Annotated in this window: 12 protein-coding genes; 10 read left to right on the top strand and 2 right to left on the bottom strand. The window is 32.8% G+C overall.

Annotated elements, in window-relative coordinates; genetic code table 11:
• Nucleotides 1-41 precede the first annotated feature (41 nt).
• Together ABNT22_RS15410 and asnB are read right to left on the bottom strand one after the other, a co-directional pair.
• Nucleotides 42-602 (bottom strand): helix-turn-helix domain-containing protein, encoded by a 561-nt coding sequence (locus tag ABNT22_RS15410; protein WP_348717783.1) that lies wholly within the window; start codon nucleotides 600-602, stop codon nucleotides 42-44.
• Nucleotides 603-946: 344 nt separating this feature from the next.
• Nucleotides 947-2608, bottom strand: coding sequence for an asparagine synthase B (gene asnB, locus ABNT22_RS15405; RefSeq protein WP_348717784.1), 1662 nt, complete (start codon nucleotides 2606-2608; stop codon nucleotides 947-949).
• 381 nt (nucleotides 2609-2989) lie between these two features.
• Here asnB and ABNT22_RS15400 point away from each other — a divergent pair, with 381 nt between their 5' ends.
• The 10 genes from ABNT22_RS15400 to recQ all read left to right on the top strand — a co-directional run bounded on the left by ABNT22_RS15400 (nucleotide 2990) and on the right by recQ (nucleotide 15726).
• Nucleotides 2990-4381 (top strand): anthranilate synthase component I family protein, encoded by a 1392-nt coding sequence (locus tag ABNT22_RS15400; RefSeq protein WP_348717785.1) that lies wholly within the window; start codon nucleotides 2990-2992, stop codon nucleotides 4379-4381.
• Nucleotide 4382: 1 nt separating this feature from the next.
• A complete protein-coding gene (locus ABNT22_RS15395) occupies nucleotides 4383-4976 on the top strand; it encodes an aminodeoxychorismate/anthranilate synthase component II (RefSeq protein ID WP_348717786.1) in 594 nt (197 codons plus the stop codon).
• Nucleotides 4977-4986: 10 nt separating this feature from the next.
• Nucleotides 4987-5973, top strand: coding sequence for an anthranilate phosphoribosyltransferase (gene trpD / locus ABNT22_RS15390; RefSeq protein ID WP_348717787.1), 987 nt, complete (start codon nucleotides 4987-4989; stop codon nucleotides 5971-5973).
• Nucleotides 5974-6044: 71 nt separating this feature from the next.
• On the top strand, nucleotides 6045-6833 hold the full coding sequence (trpC, locus tag ABNT22_RS15385; protein WP_348717955.1) for an indole-3-glycerol phosphate synthase TrpC: 789 nt from the start codon (nucleotides 6045-6047) through the stop codon (nucleotides 6831-6833).
• A 23-nt stretch (nucleotides 6834-6856) separates the two neighbouring features.
• Nucleotides 6857-7510 (top strand): phosphoribosylanthranilate isomerase, encoded by a 654-nt coding sequence (locus ABNT22_RS15380; RefSeq protein WP_348717788.1) that lies wholly within the window; start codon nucleotides 6857-6859, stop codon nucleotides 7508-7510.
• Nucleotides 7511-7563: 53 nt separating this feature from the next.
• Entirely contained in the window at nucleotides 7564-8334 is a 771-nt protein-coding gene (locus tag ABNT22_RS15375; RefSeq protein ID WP_348717789.1) for a hypothetical protein, read from the top strand.
• Nucleotides 8335-8355: 21 nt separating this feature from the next.
• A complete protein-coding gene (trpB, locus tag ABNT22_RS15370; RefSeq protein WP_348717790.1) occupies nucleotides 8356-9534 on the top strand; it encodes a tryptophan synthase subunit beta in 1179 nt (392 codons plus the stop codon).
• A 1-nt stretch (nucleotide 9535) separates the two neighbouring features.
• Nucleotides 9536-10306 carry a tryptophan synthase subunit alpha gene (trpA, locus tag ABNT22_RS15365; protein WP_348717791.1) on the top strand — a complete coding sequence of 257 codons (771 nt, stop codon included), beginning with the start codon at nucleotides 9536-9538 and terminating at the stop codon, nucleotides 10304-10306.
• Between the two features lie 65 nt (nucleotides 10307-10371).
• Entirely contained in the window at nucleotides 10372-13542 is a 3171-nt protein-coding gene (locus ABNT22_RS15360) for a S41 family peptidase (protein WP_348717792.1), read from the top strand.
• Between the two features lie 78 nt (nucleotides 13543-13620).
• The gene (recQ, locus tag ABNT22_RS15355) at nucleotides 13621-15726 is read left to right on the top strand and encodes a DNA helicase RecQ (RefSeq protein ID WP_348727164.1); all 2106 of its coding nucleotides are present in this window, start codon (nucleotides 13621-13623) and stop codon (nucleotides 15724-15726) included.
• The last annotated feature ends 42 nt before the right edge of the window (nucleotides 15727-15768 follow it).

Here is a 15768-nt window from a genome sequence, read left to right as displayed (position 1 = left end):
TCGGATAAAATTTTAAGTTAGTATGTTTTTTTAGAATCTTGTTAGTTTTTTAGAAACTGGATGGAGAGCGGATATCGATAGGTTTCAGAATCTATAGCTTTTTTAATATTATATAGTGTTGTAATAATTCCAAATAGAAAAACAAGACCAGTTAAGAAAAAGTTGTATCCGGGAAAGGGAAAAAATAGCACTAAAGATATAATGAGATATAATGTAATTGAGCATTGAAAATTGATAATAGCCCTTCCATGTTGATTGTATAAAGGGTTATCTTTTTCTTTATGAATCCATAAAAACAAAGGGAAAAGAATGTTTGCAAAGGGAATAATTAAGCCTAAGAATGGACTAGAGTGTAATAGTAACAACCATTTTTTTTGTACGGTTTCATGATTAGGATTTTCAATAATTTTTAAATCGTCAATTCCAATTTCTAAGCTTTCAGCTAGTAATTTTAAGGTTTGCAAATGAGGTTGCACTTCTTCTTTTTCAATACGTTGAATTGTTCGTATTGCAACAGACGATAATGATGCGAGTTCATCTTGCGTATATCCTTTTAAAGTTCTGTAATATTTTAATCTTTTACCTAAAGTTTGATTTTTCATTTTTTATGAATTCCGTTGGTACAAATCTCGAAAAAATAGATGGTTATTTATACGTCATTTAAATGTCATGTATCTGTCATGTCGAGTGAAAATAGGGAATCTAATGGGGCTTTGTTGAAATAAGTAGGTTGGATTTCTTTTTTATTGTCAAACTAAAGCTTTTGTAAATTGATGAAACAGAATAGAGGAGAAGGAGTAAAATTTGTTTTTTTTAATACTGAAGAAAAGTGAATATGCTACAAATATAAGTAGCAATTGAAAGTATTTTATGTTGAAAACATAAAAATCCCCGCATAAGGCGGGGTTTTTCACAACTAAAAATATAATAATAACATAAAAAGATCTTAATAAGCGTCTTCATGTACCATTTTAATGGCTCGACCACTTGGTTCGTTTTGGTTTTGGAAACTAGCATCCCAAGCCAATGCAGTTGGTGTACTACATGCAATAGATGGAACAGATGGTACGGTTAAAGCCGCAGTTTCACTTGAAAAATGCTCTTCAAAAATAGAACGATAATAATATTCTTCTTTTGCTCGTGGAGTCTGAGTTGGAAATCTATGTGCAGCATTGGCCATCATTTCGTCAGTTACTGCAGTTTCAACCACTTTCTTTAAAGTATCTATCCAGTTGTAACCAACTCCGTCAGAAAATTGTTCTTTTTGTCTCCAAGCAACTTCTTTTGGTAAATAGCTTTCAAAAGCTTTTCGCAATACCCATTTCTCCATTCGTTCACCGTTAATCATTTTATCCTCTGGGTTAATACGCATGGCAATATCCATAAACTCTTTGTCTAAGAAAGGGACTCTTCCTTCAATCCCCCAAGCCATTAAACTCTTGTTGGCCCTTAAACAATCATACTGATAAAGTTTATCTAGTTTACGCACTGTTTCTTTATGAAATTCCTCCGCATTTGGTGCTTTGTGGAAGTATAAATATCCTCCAAAAATCTCGTCCGCACCTTCACCCGAAAGAACCATCTTAATCCCCATTGATTTAATGACACGCGCCATTAAATACATTGGAGTAGACGCTCTAACAGTAGTTATATCATAGGTTTCAAGATTATAAATTACATCTCTAATAGCATCAAGACCTTCTTGAATCGTAAAGGTAATTTCATGATGAATAGTTCCAATATGATCAGATACTTTCTTAGCTGCAGCTAGATCGGGAGATCCCTCTAATCCAATAGAAAAAGAGTGTAGTTGAGGGTACCATGCCTCATCTTTGTCGTCAGACTCTACTCGCTTGGAAGCATATTTTTTTGCAATAGCTGAGGTGATAGAAGAATCTAATCCTCCAGATAATAATACCCCATAAGGAACATCACTCATTAATTGACGGTGTACGGCAGCTTCTAGAGCATCACGTAACTCATCAATAGAAGTTTGGTTTTCTTTTACAGCTTTGTACTCCATCCAATCACGTTGATACCATTTTTGTAAACCGTCTTCTCTTGTATAATAATGTCCTGGAGGGAATATTTCAATTTTGTTACAATATCCTTCTAAAGCTTTTAATTCAGAAGCTACATAAAAAGTTCCGTGCTTATCCCATCCCATATATAAAGGGATAATTCCCATATGATCACGAGCAATTAAATACTCGTCTGTGGTAGAATCGTATACTGCAAAACCAAAGATTCCATTTAAGTCGTCTAAAAATTCAACTCCTTTTTCTTTGTAAAGTGCTAAAATAACTTCACAATCAGATTTAGTTAGGAATTCGTGTTTTTCCTTTAATTGAGATCTTATTTCTTTGTGGTTGTATATTTCTCCATTTGCAGCTAACACAAAACGACGATCATGGCTAAATAAAGGTTGTTGTCCTGAAGTAGGATCAACAATAGCTAATCGTTCATGAGCCATAATTGCTTTTTTATCACTATAAATACCGCTCCAATCCGGACCACGATGGCGAATCTTTTTTGCCATTTCTAAAATCTGTGGTCTAAGCTCTTCTGAAGACTGCTTTAAATCAAACGCACATACAATTCCACACATAACTATATCTTTTTATAAATTTTATTCTATTTGGTTTATTTCTGGTACAAATAACAGGTGAATGTTTCTTTTTTGTAATCAAAAATTAAATTATGATTATGATTATTAACTTTTTTTATTGTATTTATAATAAAATGAAATCGGTTTTGTGTGATTTATTGAAAGAGACTTACTATTTTTTAGTTGTGTTAAATAATTTGAAAGAAAAGTTTGCAAAATCAAAATGACTTTATACATTTGTATCATAATGATGAAACAATTATTAAATAACTGGTGGTGGAAATCTCTTAACTTACGTTAGTGAGACCATACTGTTATATCTATAATACAACGAAAAGGCTTATCTCATGATAAGCCTTTTTTGTTATAACAAACTTAAGAATGAATAAAATAAAGTTTACAACAATTTCGAAACAACAATTAGCTGATACTATTACTCCAGTGAGTTTGTATTTACGCACTCGCGATAAGTATGCAAATAGTTTGTTGTTAGAAAGTTCAGATTATCATAGTAAAGAAAATAGTTATTCTTTTTTATGTATAGAACCAATGGTTACTATTAAAGCTGAAGAAAACAATATATCGTTATCATATCAGAAAGAACTTTTAGAAATGCAGCCTATAGAAAGAGACTTTTATCAAAAGTTTGAGTCGTATAGTAATATGATCCAAGTGGATTGTTCTGATGAAATTAAATCTTTTAACGGTTTGTATGGTTATACTACATTTGATGCTGTTCAATATTTTGAAACGATACAATTCAATTCGAAAAAAGCACCTTCTGCCATTCCAATGTTACAATACAGTTTCTTCAGATTTATTGTAGCAATCAATCACTTTAAAAATGAATTGATTTTAATTGAAAATATTCCAGATGGTGAAACATCTCGATTGTCAGAAATTGAAAATTTAGTCAACTCACAATCTTTTGCTAAATATGATTTTAATTTTATTGGAGCAGAAACTTCGAATGTGACTGATGAAGAGTTTAAACAAAATGTAACAAAAGCTAAAGAGCACTGTAAAAGAGGAGATGTTTTTCAGTTAGTATTGTCTCGTCAATTTCAACAGCAATTTAAAGGAGATGAGTTTAATGTTTATAGAGCATTACGATCTATAAATCCATCACCATACTTGTTTTATTTTGATTATGGAAGTTTTAAGCTAATGGGGTCTTCACCAGAAGCACAAATCAAAATAGAAGATAAACAGGCTATTATCAATCCAATTGCTGGTACTTTTAGAAGAACAGGTGATGATGAAAAAGATAGAGAGTTGGCAAAGGAGTTGGCAAATGACCCTAAAGAAAATGCAGAGCATGTAATGTTAGTAGACTTAGCACGTAATGATTTAAGTAAACATGCTACCAATGTAACTGTTGAAACCTATAAGGAAGTTCAATATTTTAGTCATGTAATACATTTGGTATCAACAGTAACTGGAACCATCACAGGAAATCCAATGAATATAGTTGGAGATACCTTTCCTGCTGGAACTTTAAGTGGAGCGCCAAAGTATAAGGCAATGGAATTGATAGATACTTATGAAAATCAAACTCGCGGGTTTTATGGGGGGTGTGTTGGTTTTATCGGATTGAATGGAAATGTGAATCAAGCCATAGCAATACGTTCATTTGTAAGTAAGAACAATACATTGTATTACCAGGCAGGAGCTGGGATAGTCATAAACTCTAAAGAGGAAAACGAGCTACAAGAAGTTAATAACAAATTAGCAGCATTAAAGAAAGCTTTGGTGTTGGCAGAAAACATTTAAGATGAACATTTTAATATTAGATAATTACGATTCATTCACCTATAATTTGGTGCACTATGTAGAAGATATTACAGGTACGTTACCAGAGGTGTATCGTAACGATGAAATATCTATCGATGAAATTAAAAATTACGATGCTATTATTTTATCTCCAGGTCCTGGAATTCCTGATGAAGCTGGAATTTTAAAGGAAACGATTAAAACCTATGCAGGGAAGATTCCAATTTTTGGAGTGTGTTTAGGTTTACAAGCAATTACAGAAGTTTTTGGAGGTGAATTAGAAAATTTAAATGATGTATTTCATGGTGTGGCTACCGAAATGAAAGTAACGAGAGAAAACACGGTTACTTTTAAAGATATTCCAGAAACCTTTGAAGCTGCCCGTTACCATTCTTGGATAGCTTCTCATAATAACTTTCCATCAGATTTAGAAATTACGGCAATTGATGATGCAGGGAGTATTATGGCTTTAAGGCATAAAGAGTATTTTGTAGAAGCTGTTCAGTTTCACCCAGAAAGTATTTTAACACCAGAAGGTAAAAAGATGATAGAGAATTTTATTAATTCAGTTGAAAGCTTAAAGCTTAAAGTTTAAAGTCGTTACAATGAAGAAAATATTAAACACTTTATTTGAGCAAAAAAGATTGACGAAAGAACAATCTAAAGAGGTATTGATAAATATAGCTCAAGAGAAATACAATGCATCACAAATAGCAGCATTTATTACGGTTTTTTTAATGCGTCCGGTATCGGTAGACGAACTATCTGGATTTAGAGAAGCCTTATTAGAATTGGCAGTAAAAGTAGATCTGTCAGATTTTAATACGATTGATCTATGTGGAACAGGAGGTGATGGAAAAAATACATTTAACATTTCCACGTTAACCTCTTTTATTGTTGCAGGAACGGGTAATAAAGTAGCAAAACATGGAAATTATGGGGTTTCTTCGGCATCTGGTTCTTCTAATATGTTAGAATTTTTAGGATATCAATTTACCAATGATGAAAGCACATTAAAAAGACAATTAGACGAAGCCAATATTTGTTTTTTGCACGCTCCTTTGTTTCATCCAGCTATGAAAGTTGTAGCACCAATTCGTAGAGAGTTAGGAGTAAAAACATTTTTTAATATGTTGGGGCCATTGGTAAACCCAAGTTCACCACAAAATCAATTAGTAGGAGTATTTAATTTAGAAGTGGCAAGAGTATATAATTATATGTTACAACAATCTAATGTTAATTATGGAGTTGTTCATGCCTTAGATGGATACGATGAGATATCTTTGACAGGAGATTTTAAACTGTTTACCAAAGAAACAGAACAACAAATTTCACCGTTAGATTTAGGACAAAAACAATTACAGCAATCAGATATATTTGGAGGAGATACTGTAGAAGAAGCAGCAAAAATATTTGTAAATATAATTGACGGTAAAGGAACAGAAGCTCAAAATAATGTAGTGCTAACCAATGCTGCATTTGCCTTAAAGACTTTTGATAAAAATAAATCCTTTGCAACGGCTTTTGAGGAAGCAAAAGATTCTTTATTAGGGTTAAAAGCAAAACAATCGTTAGAAAAATTAGTTAGATAAATTTTATAGTTTAAAATTATGAATGAAGTCTCAAGGAACTGAAAATTCATAATTCATAATTAACAATGAGTATGACCATTTTAGATAAAATAATAGCATTTAAAAAACAGGAAATAGCAAAGATTAAAGCAGAGATTCCTGTAAAAAAGTTAATCGAAAGCCCACATTTTAAAAAAGACACTATTTCTTTAAAGAAATCTTTATTAGAACCTTATTCAACGGGTATAATTGCTGAGTTTAAAAGACAATCCCCTTCTAAAGGAGTGATTAATGATAAAGCAACGATAAGTGATGTAACCAATGGTTATTTAGACGCAAATGTTGCAGCGCAATCTATTTTAACGGACACCTCTTTTTTTGGAGGAACAATGGCAGATTTAATGGAAGCTAGAAGTATTAATACAACAAAACCTATTCTTAGAAAAGATTTTATTGTTGACGGATTTCAAGTGGTAGAAGCGAAAGCAATTGGGGCGGATGTAGTGTTATTGATTGCAACTTGTTTAGACGCAGTACAGTTGAAAAATTACGGGCAGTTGGCAACTGACTTGGGTTTAGAAGTGTTATATGAAGTACATTCTCAAGAAGATTTAGATAAAATTGGAGATTTAGATAATAAGATTATTGGGATTAATAATAGAAATCTAAAAACTTTTGAAGTTGATTTAGAACATTCAATGAACTTGGCAAGTCAAATTCCAGATACCGCATTAAAAGTTTCAGAAAGTGGGATTTCAGATCCTAGAATTATTACTGGATTAAAAGAACACGGTTTTCAAGGTTTTTTAATTGGTGAAAATTTTATGAAAACAGAAAATCCAGGAGAAGCGTGTAAAGAATTCATTGAGCAAATTAGATAACCATGAAGTTAAAAGTTTGCGGGATGAAATATGTAGAGAATATTCAGCAAGTAGCTGAATTAACACCTGATTATTTAGGGTTTATTTTCTATGATAGATCTCCAAGAAATTTTGAAGGAATTATTCCAGAGCTACCAAAAAGTATAAAAAAAGTGGGCGTTTTTGTGAATGAGTATATAGAAATAGCAGTCTCATTAATTCAAGAATACCAATTAGATGCAGTACAATTGCATGGTGATGAAAGTGTCGAATATATTCAAAAGCTAAAAGAAGCTTTTCAAACAGCGGAGGAAGAGTTGATAACACAACTAAAAAAGAAACGCAAACCCAGAAATGTTGAGGTTATTAAGGTTTTTGGAGTAAAAGATGAGTTTGATTTTACAGTATTAAAACCATATGAAACGGAGGTAGATTATTTTTTGTTTGATACAAAGGGAAAAGAAAGAGGAGGTAATGGAATTACCTTTAACTGGAAGGTCTTGGAAAATTATAATTCAGAAACTCCTTTGTTTTTAAGTGGAGGTATTGGTTTAAAGGAGATACCAGAAATACAAAAAATAGTGAACTCAAATTTACCAATACACGCGTTGGATGTAAACAGTAAATTCGAAACAAAACCAGGTGTAAAATCGGTAAAAGATTTGGCAAAGTTTAAAAAGGAACTTTTTACTAATTAAGAACGAAGGGTTTATAAAAGATAAGGTGCGATGTTTTTAAAATTAGAATTTCTATGAAAGTATTTGTGAGATTTTTAAGTGTTTTGTTGGTGTTTTCGGCAATGTCTTGTAAAGGTCAAAAGAATACAGATTCAGAAAAGATAAACAAGAAAGAAGCTCATATCGATAAAGCTGCGGTTAAGATAAAAAGCTTGTCAGAGTTTATTTTACAAGAAGATGAAAATATAGATTATCGAATTGTAAAATCATTGATTCTTGAGGATAAAAAAGTATTGTCTAAAAAATCAGTGAATACTAAAGAGACTTCGGTACTATTTGAAAAATCACTTTTGAAACGAATAATTCCGTTTTGGGAAGGAACAAAATGGTCTTTTGAAGGTCATACAGCTCAGCCTAGAAAAGGGGAAATAGCATGCGGGTATTTTGTTTCTACAACACTTCAACATATTGGAGTAAATATAAACAGATACAAATTAGCACAACAATCTCCCGAGCATGAAGCTAAAATATTAGCACTTGATACGAGTGTTATAAATGTAGCAGAAAGTTCAAAAGAAAAGAATATTGAACTAATCCGAAAAAGGTTACCTCAAGGAATTCATTTTATAGGATTTGATCAGAGTCATGTAGGTTTTATTTTAAAAAGAGAGGGCCAATTATATCTGATTCATTCAAATTATTTGGATGGAAAAGTAGGGATTGAAAATATAGAAAACTCTGCGGTGTTTTCTTCTTATTTAAAATTCCACTTAGTAGAATTAAGTACAAATGAAAGTCTTTTAGTGAAATGGTTAAAAGGAGAAGAAATAAAAATAGAAATATAACAAAACTAACAATAAAGGATTATGAAATACAATCCAGATCATAATGGTTACTACGGACAATTTGGAGGAGCATTTATTCCAGAATTGTTGTATCCAAACGTAAAAGAATTAGAAGACAATTACATACAAATTATCGAATCTGAAACATTTCAAAAAGAATACAAAGATTTGTTAAAACATTATGTAGGTCGTCCGAGTCCTTTGTATTTAGCAAAGAGATTGTCAAAAAAATATGGTGCTACTATTTATTTGAAACGAGAAGATTTAAATCATACAGGAGCGCATAAAGTAAACAATACGATTGGTCAAATATTAATAGCAAAGCAATTAGGAAAGACCAAAATTATTGCAGAAACTGGAGCAGGACAGCATGGAGTAGCCACAGCTACGGTATGTGCATTAATGGGTTTAGAATGTATTGTTTTTATGGGAGAAACCGACATTAAGCGTCAAGCACCCAATGTAGCACGAATGAAAATGCTAGGAGCAAAAGTTGTTGCGGCTACCAGTGGAAGTAAAACGCTGAAAGATGCAACCAATGAAGCTATTCGTTATTGGATTCAACACCCCGATACCTATTATTTAATAGGTTCAGTAGTAGGACCACATCCATATCCAGATATGGTAGCTCGTTTACAAGCTATTATTTCAGAAGAGATGAAATGGCAATTAAAAGAGCATACAGGAAAAGAGAATCCAGATACAGTAATTGCATGTGTAGGTGGTGGATCAAATGCAGCAGGTGCTTTTTATCATTATTTAGATGATGAAGATGTAGAATTAATAGCTGTAGAAGCAGCAGGTTTAGGAGTGAATTCTGGAGAAAGTGCTGCAACCTCTCAGCTAGGAGAAGTAGGAGTAATTCATGGAAGTAAAACGATTTTAATGCAAGATGAATATGGACAAATCGTTGAGCCTTACTCAATTTCAGCAGGATTAGATTATCCTGGAGTAGGACCTTTACACGCATTTTTATATGATGAAAAAAGAGCAACATTTATGAATGCAACCGATAAAGAAGCTCTAGAAGCAGCCTATGAATTAACAAAAATAGAAGGGATCATTCCTGCTTTAGAAACAGCACATGCATTGGCAGTATTACCAAAAATGAATTTGCGTAAAGAGCAAACAATTATCATTAATTTGTCAGGGAGAGGAGATAAAGATTTAGAAACCTACATAAAACACTTAGAAGATTAAAATGAATTCAGTTCAACAAATATTTCAACAAAAAGATCAGGACTTATTATCTATATTCTTCACAGCTGGGTTTCCAAAACTTGAAGATACAGCACCTATTATTTCTAAACTTAGTACTAATGGAGTAGATTTTATTGAAGTAGGATTACCTTATTCAGATCCTTTAGCAGATGGGCCGACAATTCAACATAGTAGTTCTGTTGCACTTCGCAATGGTATGAATTTGGATGTGATTTTTGAACAATTATTGGCCCTGAAAGAGACGAATAAAACACCGTTAGTTTTAATGGGGTATTTGAATCAGATAATTAAATATGGAGAAGATGCATTTTGTCAAAGAGTAAAGGATTGCGGAATTGATACCATCATTATTCCTGATTTACCAATGGTAGAATTTGAAACCCATTATCAATCTTTATTTGAAAGTTATGGAATTACCAATGTCTTTTTAATAACACCTCATACATCAGAAGAACGAATTCGTAAAATAGACGCATTAACAAAAGCATTTATTTATGTAGTAGCTTCTGCATCCATTACCGGAGCAAAAGGAGAAATTTCTCAACAACAAATAGATTACTTTAATAGAATCAAAGCCATGAAACTACAAAGTAAATTGATTGTTGGTTTCGGAATATCAGATCACAAAACATTTTCTACTGCTTGTGAGTATATGAATGGAGCTATTATTGGTTCGGCATTTATTAAAGAATTGAATAAGACAGGAATACAAGGAGTAGAAGGCTTTGTAAAAAACTTAAAGAATTGTTAAGGTATTGCTAAATTTTTATAAAAGACAACTTAATAAAGTACTTTAGTGGTTTAAACGATTTATAAATGACTACTAGAAAATTACTATTAGTAATTGCGGTACTTACCAGCAATATTTTACTGGCACAACATACCTTAATTAGAGTGCCAGCTATAAGTCCAGATGCATCCCAAATGGCATTTAGCTATCATGGAGATATCTGGACTTATAACTTTACAACACAACAAGCCAACAGGTTAACTATTCATAAAGGATATGAGAGTAACCCTGTTTGGAATAGTAAAGGAACTGAACTTGCTTTTTCTTCTAATAGAAAAGGAAATGATAATGTGTTTACCACTTCATTGAACGGAGGGGTGCCAAAACAACTTACCTATTATCCAACGGCGAATACGCCAACCGATTGGACAGCAGATGGAAACATTTATTTTACTACAGGAAGAGTGTATAGAGGTCCAGAATGGGATCGTCAAATGTATAGCGTAAACCAGAATGGAGGAACTCCTAAACGTTTATTAACGGCTTATGGAGAAGATGCTCAATTATCTCCAAATGGTAAGTTTATTGCGTTTACAAAAGGTGCTTGTAGAATCGCTCGTGAAGACTATTCAGGTTCGGCACAACGTGATATTTGGATTTATAATACTGCAACCAAGCAGTACAACCAAATAACAACGAGTAACAAGAATGACCATTCTCCAAAATGGGATGCAGCTGGAAACTTATATTATATAGGGGCAAAAAGCGGACGATATAATATTTACAAGCAAGCTGTTTCTGGAAATGGAACTACTAGTGGGGTAGCTACTCAATTAACTTCACATAAGAAAGACGGAGTACGTACGTATTCAATTAGTAACAATGGAACAATAGTATATTTAAGCGGTGTAGATGTTTATAAGGTTACTAATGGAAAGGCAAGTAAAATTAAATTAAAGATTTCTTCCGATAATCGTTTTGAAGCTGAGGAAACAAAGACGGTTTCAAACGGAATTGAAGGGTATGCAGTATCACCTAATGGTAAAAAGGTGGCTATCGAAGTAAAAGGAGAAATTTTTGTAAAAGAAAATAACAAGGAGAAAAAACGTTCTAACAATGTTAGTAAGCATCCTTATAGAGATCGTAGCCCGCAATGGTTAGATGATAAAACAGTAGTGTTTACCTCTGATAGAGATGGTCATTTTGAATTATACAGCGCAGTTTCTACAGATACTTTAGTTGGTTTACATAGAAGTTTAAAAACAAAAGTTTCAAAACTAACAAATAGTAAAGAAGATGTAGAAAATCCTTTAGTATCTCCTGATGGAAAGAAAATAGCGTACCAAGTAGGAAGAGGAACTTTAATGATTGCAGACATCAAAGATGGAAAAATTGTAAAACCACAAGTATATTCAGATTCTTGGGCAGCTGCTGAAGGAGTGTCTTGGAGTCCAGATAGTAAATATGTAGCTTATTCTCAAGAAGATTTAGATTTTGATAGCGAAATTTTTATTCAATCTATAGCAGATAAAACGCAAAAGATGAATGTTTCTATGCACCCTAGAAGTGATAGAAGCCCAGTTTGGAGTGCAGACGGAAAAAAATTAGCCTTCATTTCAAATAGAAATGGAATCAATTATGATGTTTGGATGGTTTGGTTACAAAAAGAAGATTGGGAAAAATCTAAGTTAGACCACCAAGAAGGAGCATATTATCCAGAGAAAAAAGAAGAAGGTAAATCTGATAAAAAGGACAAAAAGAAATCAAAAAAGAAGAAAAAAGTAAATGTAAAGATTGATTCAGATAGAATTTTTGATCGTTTAGTACAAGTAACTTCTTTACAAGATAATGAATTTAGTCCTGTGTTTAGTGCAGATAGTAAGTTTATCTATTTCTCAGCAACAAACCCTGCAACTAAAAAAAGAGGATTGTATAAAATTAAGTGGGATGGAACTAAAACAAAACCAGTAAAAGGAGTTTCTAGAGCTGGAGGTTTTGAGTTTAATAAAGGAAAAGTATACTTTGTTTCTGGAGGAAGATTAAAGCAATTAGATACTAAATCTGATAAGGTTACCGGATTACCACATTCAGCAACTTACACAAGAAATAAAGAAAAAGAATACGCTCAAATTTTTGATGAGGGTATTAGAGCTTTAACTGCAGGTTTTTACGATCCTGAATTCCATGGATACGATTGGAATGGCTTAGTAAAGAAATATAAACCTTGGGTATTATCAGCAACCACACACCAAGATTATTCATATATGTATAACTTGTTATTAGGACAGTTAAATGCAAGTCATATGGGGTATAGAGGAAGTGCTCCAAGAAATACAAGTGATAAAATTGGATTGTTAGGATTAGAAGTAGAAAATACTTCAGAAGGTGCACGTGTAGTTTATGTGTTAGAAAATGCGGTAGCCGATAAATCGAAAAGTAAATTAAATATTGGAGATGTTATTACAGCTGTAAATGGACAAGAGATTCAAAAGAATACAAACTTTTATAGCTTACTAAAGAACACACAAGGTGCTGAAACCTTATTGAGTTTAAAGAACGGTAAAGAGGTGGTTATTCGTCCACAACGTTCATTAAGAACAGCTCAATACGAAGCTTGGGTGTCATCTCGTAAAAAATTAGTTGATCAATATTCAAATGGTCAATTAGGGTATATACATATTCAAGGAATGAGTATGCCTAGCTTTGAGCGTTTTGAAAGAGAATTAAAGGCAAGCGGATACGGTAAAAAGGGAATTGTAATCGATGTACGTTATAACGGAGGTGGATGGACTACCGATAGATTAATGGCCGTTTTAAATGTAGATCAACATGCATATACGGTTCCAAGAGGAGCTACAAAAAGTTTAAAGAATCATAAGAAGTATAGTAAGAACTATCCATTCAATGAGCGTGCAATTTTATCGGTAAATACCAAACCAGTTGTTGCACTATGTAACGAGAATAGTTATTCGAATGCAGAAATTTTCTCACATGCTTTTAAGAACTTAGGTTTAGGAAAGTTAGTAGGGCAACCTACTTTTGGAGCTGTAATTTCTACAGGAGGAAAAGGATTACAAAACGGATACATTCGTATGCCATTTAGAGCTTGGTTTGTAAAGAAAACAGGTGGGAATATGGAAAATGAAGCTCCTGCTGTTCCAGATTATTTAATTAAGAATGCTCCAGGATGGAAAGAAAGAGGAGAAGATGCTCAATTGAAAAAAGCAGTTGAGGTATTGTTACAAGACATCAATTAATATTCTTTTAAAGAATAAAGAAAATGAAGCGTAGAAATTAATTTCTACGCTTTTTTTATGGTTATTTTTGCCAACATGATGCAGATTACAGAGAGAGATTTATTAGAGAAACTTAAAAGCAATTTTGGTTACGATAGTTTTAGACTAGAACAACAAAAGATTATTGAAAATGTATTGGATAAGAACGATACGTTAGTCATAATGCCCACAGGAGGAGGTAAATCTATTTGTTATCAATTACCAGCGCTATTTCTTAAAGGAATTACCTTGGTAATATCTCCATTAATTGCTCTGATGAAAGATCAGGTAGATAGCTTAAAAGCTAATGGTATTTCGGCTGCATTTTACAACAGTACGCAAACCGAAGAGGAACAAAGAGAGGTTTTTGACGGAATAGCTAATAACACTCTCAATTTGCTCTATGTCGCTCCTGAGAGTTTACCGTTACTCCAAGATGTATTGAATCAAAATTATATTAGTTGTGTTGCTATAGATGAAGCACATTGTATTTCTGCATGGGGCCATGATTTTAGACCGTCTTACAAACAACTTTCTTTTTTAAAGAAGACCTTACCTAATGTTCCTATTATTGCTTTAACTGCAACTGCCGATAGAGCTACACAAGAAGATATTTTAGAGCAATTATCAATACCAAAAGCAGTAAAGTTTGTAAGCTCATTTAACCGAGAAAATATAAGATTAGAAGTCAGACCAGCCAATGAACGAGTACAGCAAATTGTAAAATTTATTAAAGCAAGACCCCAAGAGTCTGGTATTGTATACTGTTTGAGTAGAAAAACTACAGAACAACTTGCAACCAAACTAAAACAAAATGGGATTGATGCGAAGGCCTATCATGCCGGATTGAATCTTGAAGAAAGAACTAAAACACAAGAAGATTTTGTAAAAGATGATGTGCAAATTATTTGTGCAACTATTGCTTTTGGTATGGGAATAGATAAATCTAATGTACGTTGGGTTATTCATTACAATATGCCCAAAAATATTGAAGGATATTACCAAGAGATTGGACGTTCAGGAAGAGATGGATTGCCAGCCCATGCTTTACTTTTTCACAGCTATGCCGATGTTATTCAGTTAAAGCAGTTTATATCGAATACAGGAAACAAAGAAGTACAAGAAGCCAAATTAGATCGAATGAAACAGTTTGCTGAAGCAACTGTTTGTAGACGTAAAATATTGTTGAGCTACTTTGGAGAGCTGATTGAAGAAAACTGTGGGAATTGCGATGTATGTAAAAACCCTCCACAATTCTTTGATGGAACTATTATTGCTCAAAAAGCGTTGTCGGCGGTGTATAGATTGCAACAGAAAGAGGCAATGGGTACGGTTATAGACGTTTTAAGAGGAGCTAAAAATGCCAATGTTTTAGATAAAAATTATCAAACTCTAAAAACGTATGGTGCAGGTGCAGGAGTTTCTTGGAGAGATTGGCAACATTATATAATTCAGTTAATAAATCAAGGGTATATTCAAATTGCCTTTCATTTGAATAATGTGTTGCAGTTAACTGAATTCTCAAAAAAAGTATTGTTTGAAGGGGAAAAAATTGCATTAACAACACCAGTAGAAATTAAGAAAGAAGTAAAAGAGATATTAAAAACACGTAAAACAAAGACAAAAACATCAGATACTTTGTTTGAACGATTAAGAAAGTTGAGGTATCGTATTGCCCAAGAAGAAGATATAGCTGCTTATTTGGTGTTTAGTGATGCTACTTTACAGGAAATAGAAAGAGAACGACCACAGACAGATGATGATTTTTTAGCAATAAGTGGAGTAGGACAGCGTAAGCTTGAAGTTTACGGTGGAGAGTTTATAGAAGAAATAAAGACATTTTTAAACGAAAAGAAACGTAAGAAAAAGGACACTACTCTAGAAACATTTAATCTTTACAAAGAAGGATTTTCTGTGGATGAAATAGCAGTTAAGAGAAATTTAAAACCACAAACTATATTTTCGCACTTGTCTAAACTATATCTAGACGGAAAGGATGTGAGTTTAGATGAATTTATAGAGGCAGATGTTGTTAAACAGATTGCCAACGCTAAAAAGGTATTAGGAAATGAGATGGCATTAAAACCATATTTTGAATTTTTAGGAGAAAAGGTTCCGTATGAACAAATTCGTATTGGGTTGACCATTTTACAAAAGAAAAAATAAAACGGAAGTATTCTTTAGATACTTCCGTTTATATATGGTAGA

Origin of the sequence: Tenacibaculum sp. 190130A14a (assembly GCF_964048965.1) — a bacterium.
Lineage (GTDB): Bacteria > Bacteroidota > Bacteroidia > Flavobacteriales > Flavobacteriaceae > Polaribacter > Polaribacter polynesiense.
This window is presented reverse-complemented; position numbering and strand designations above follow the sequence as displayed.

Coding starts and splice junctions, on each gene's coding strand:
- ABNT22_RS15410 (WP_348717783.1), bottom strand. CDS start 602: ATGAAAAATCAAACTTTAGGTAAAAGATTAAAATATTACAGAACTTTA.
- trpC (WP_348717955.1), top strand. CDS start 6,045: ATGACCATTTTAGATAAAATAATAGCATTTAAAAAACAGGAAATAGCA.
- trpD (WP_348717787.1), top strand. CDS start 4,987: ATGAAGAAAATATTAAACACTTTATTTGAGCAAAAAAGATTGACGAAA.
- recQ (WP_348727164.1), top strand. CDS start 13,621: ATGCAGATTACAGAGAGAGATTTATTAGAGAAACTTAAAAGCAATTTT.
- ABNT22_RS15400 (WP_348717785.1), top strand. CDS start 2,990: ATGAATAAAATAAAGTTTACAACAATTTCGAAACAACAATTAGCTGAT.
- ABNT22_RS15395 (WP_348717786.1), top strand. CDS start 4,383: ATGAACATTTTAATATTAGATAATTACGATTCATTCACCTATAATTTG.
- trpA (WP_348717791.1), top strand. CDS start 9,536: ATGAATTCAGTTCAACAAATATTTCAACAAAAAGATCAGGACTTATTA.
- asnB (WP_348717784.1), bottom strand. CDS start 2,608: ATGTGTGGAATTGTATGTGCGTTTGATTTAAAGCAGTCTTCAGAAGAG.
- ABNT22_RS15360 (WP_348717792.1), top strand. CDS start 10,372: ATGACTACTAGAAAATTACTATTAGTAATTGCGGTACTTACCAGCAAT.
- ABNT22_RS15380 (WP_348717788.1), top strand. CDS start 6,857: ATGAAATATGTAGAGAATATTCAGCAAGTAGCTGAATTAACACCTGAT.
- trpB (WP_348717790.1), top strand. CDS start 8,356: ATGAAATACAATCCAGATCATAATGGTTACTACGGACAATTTGGAGGA.
- ABNT22_RS15375 (WP_348717789.1), top strand. CDS start 7,564: ATGAAAGTATTTGTGAGATTTTTAAGTGTTTTGTTGGTGTTTTCGGCA.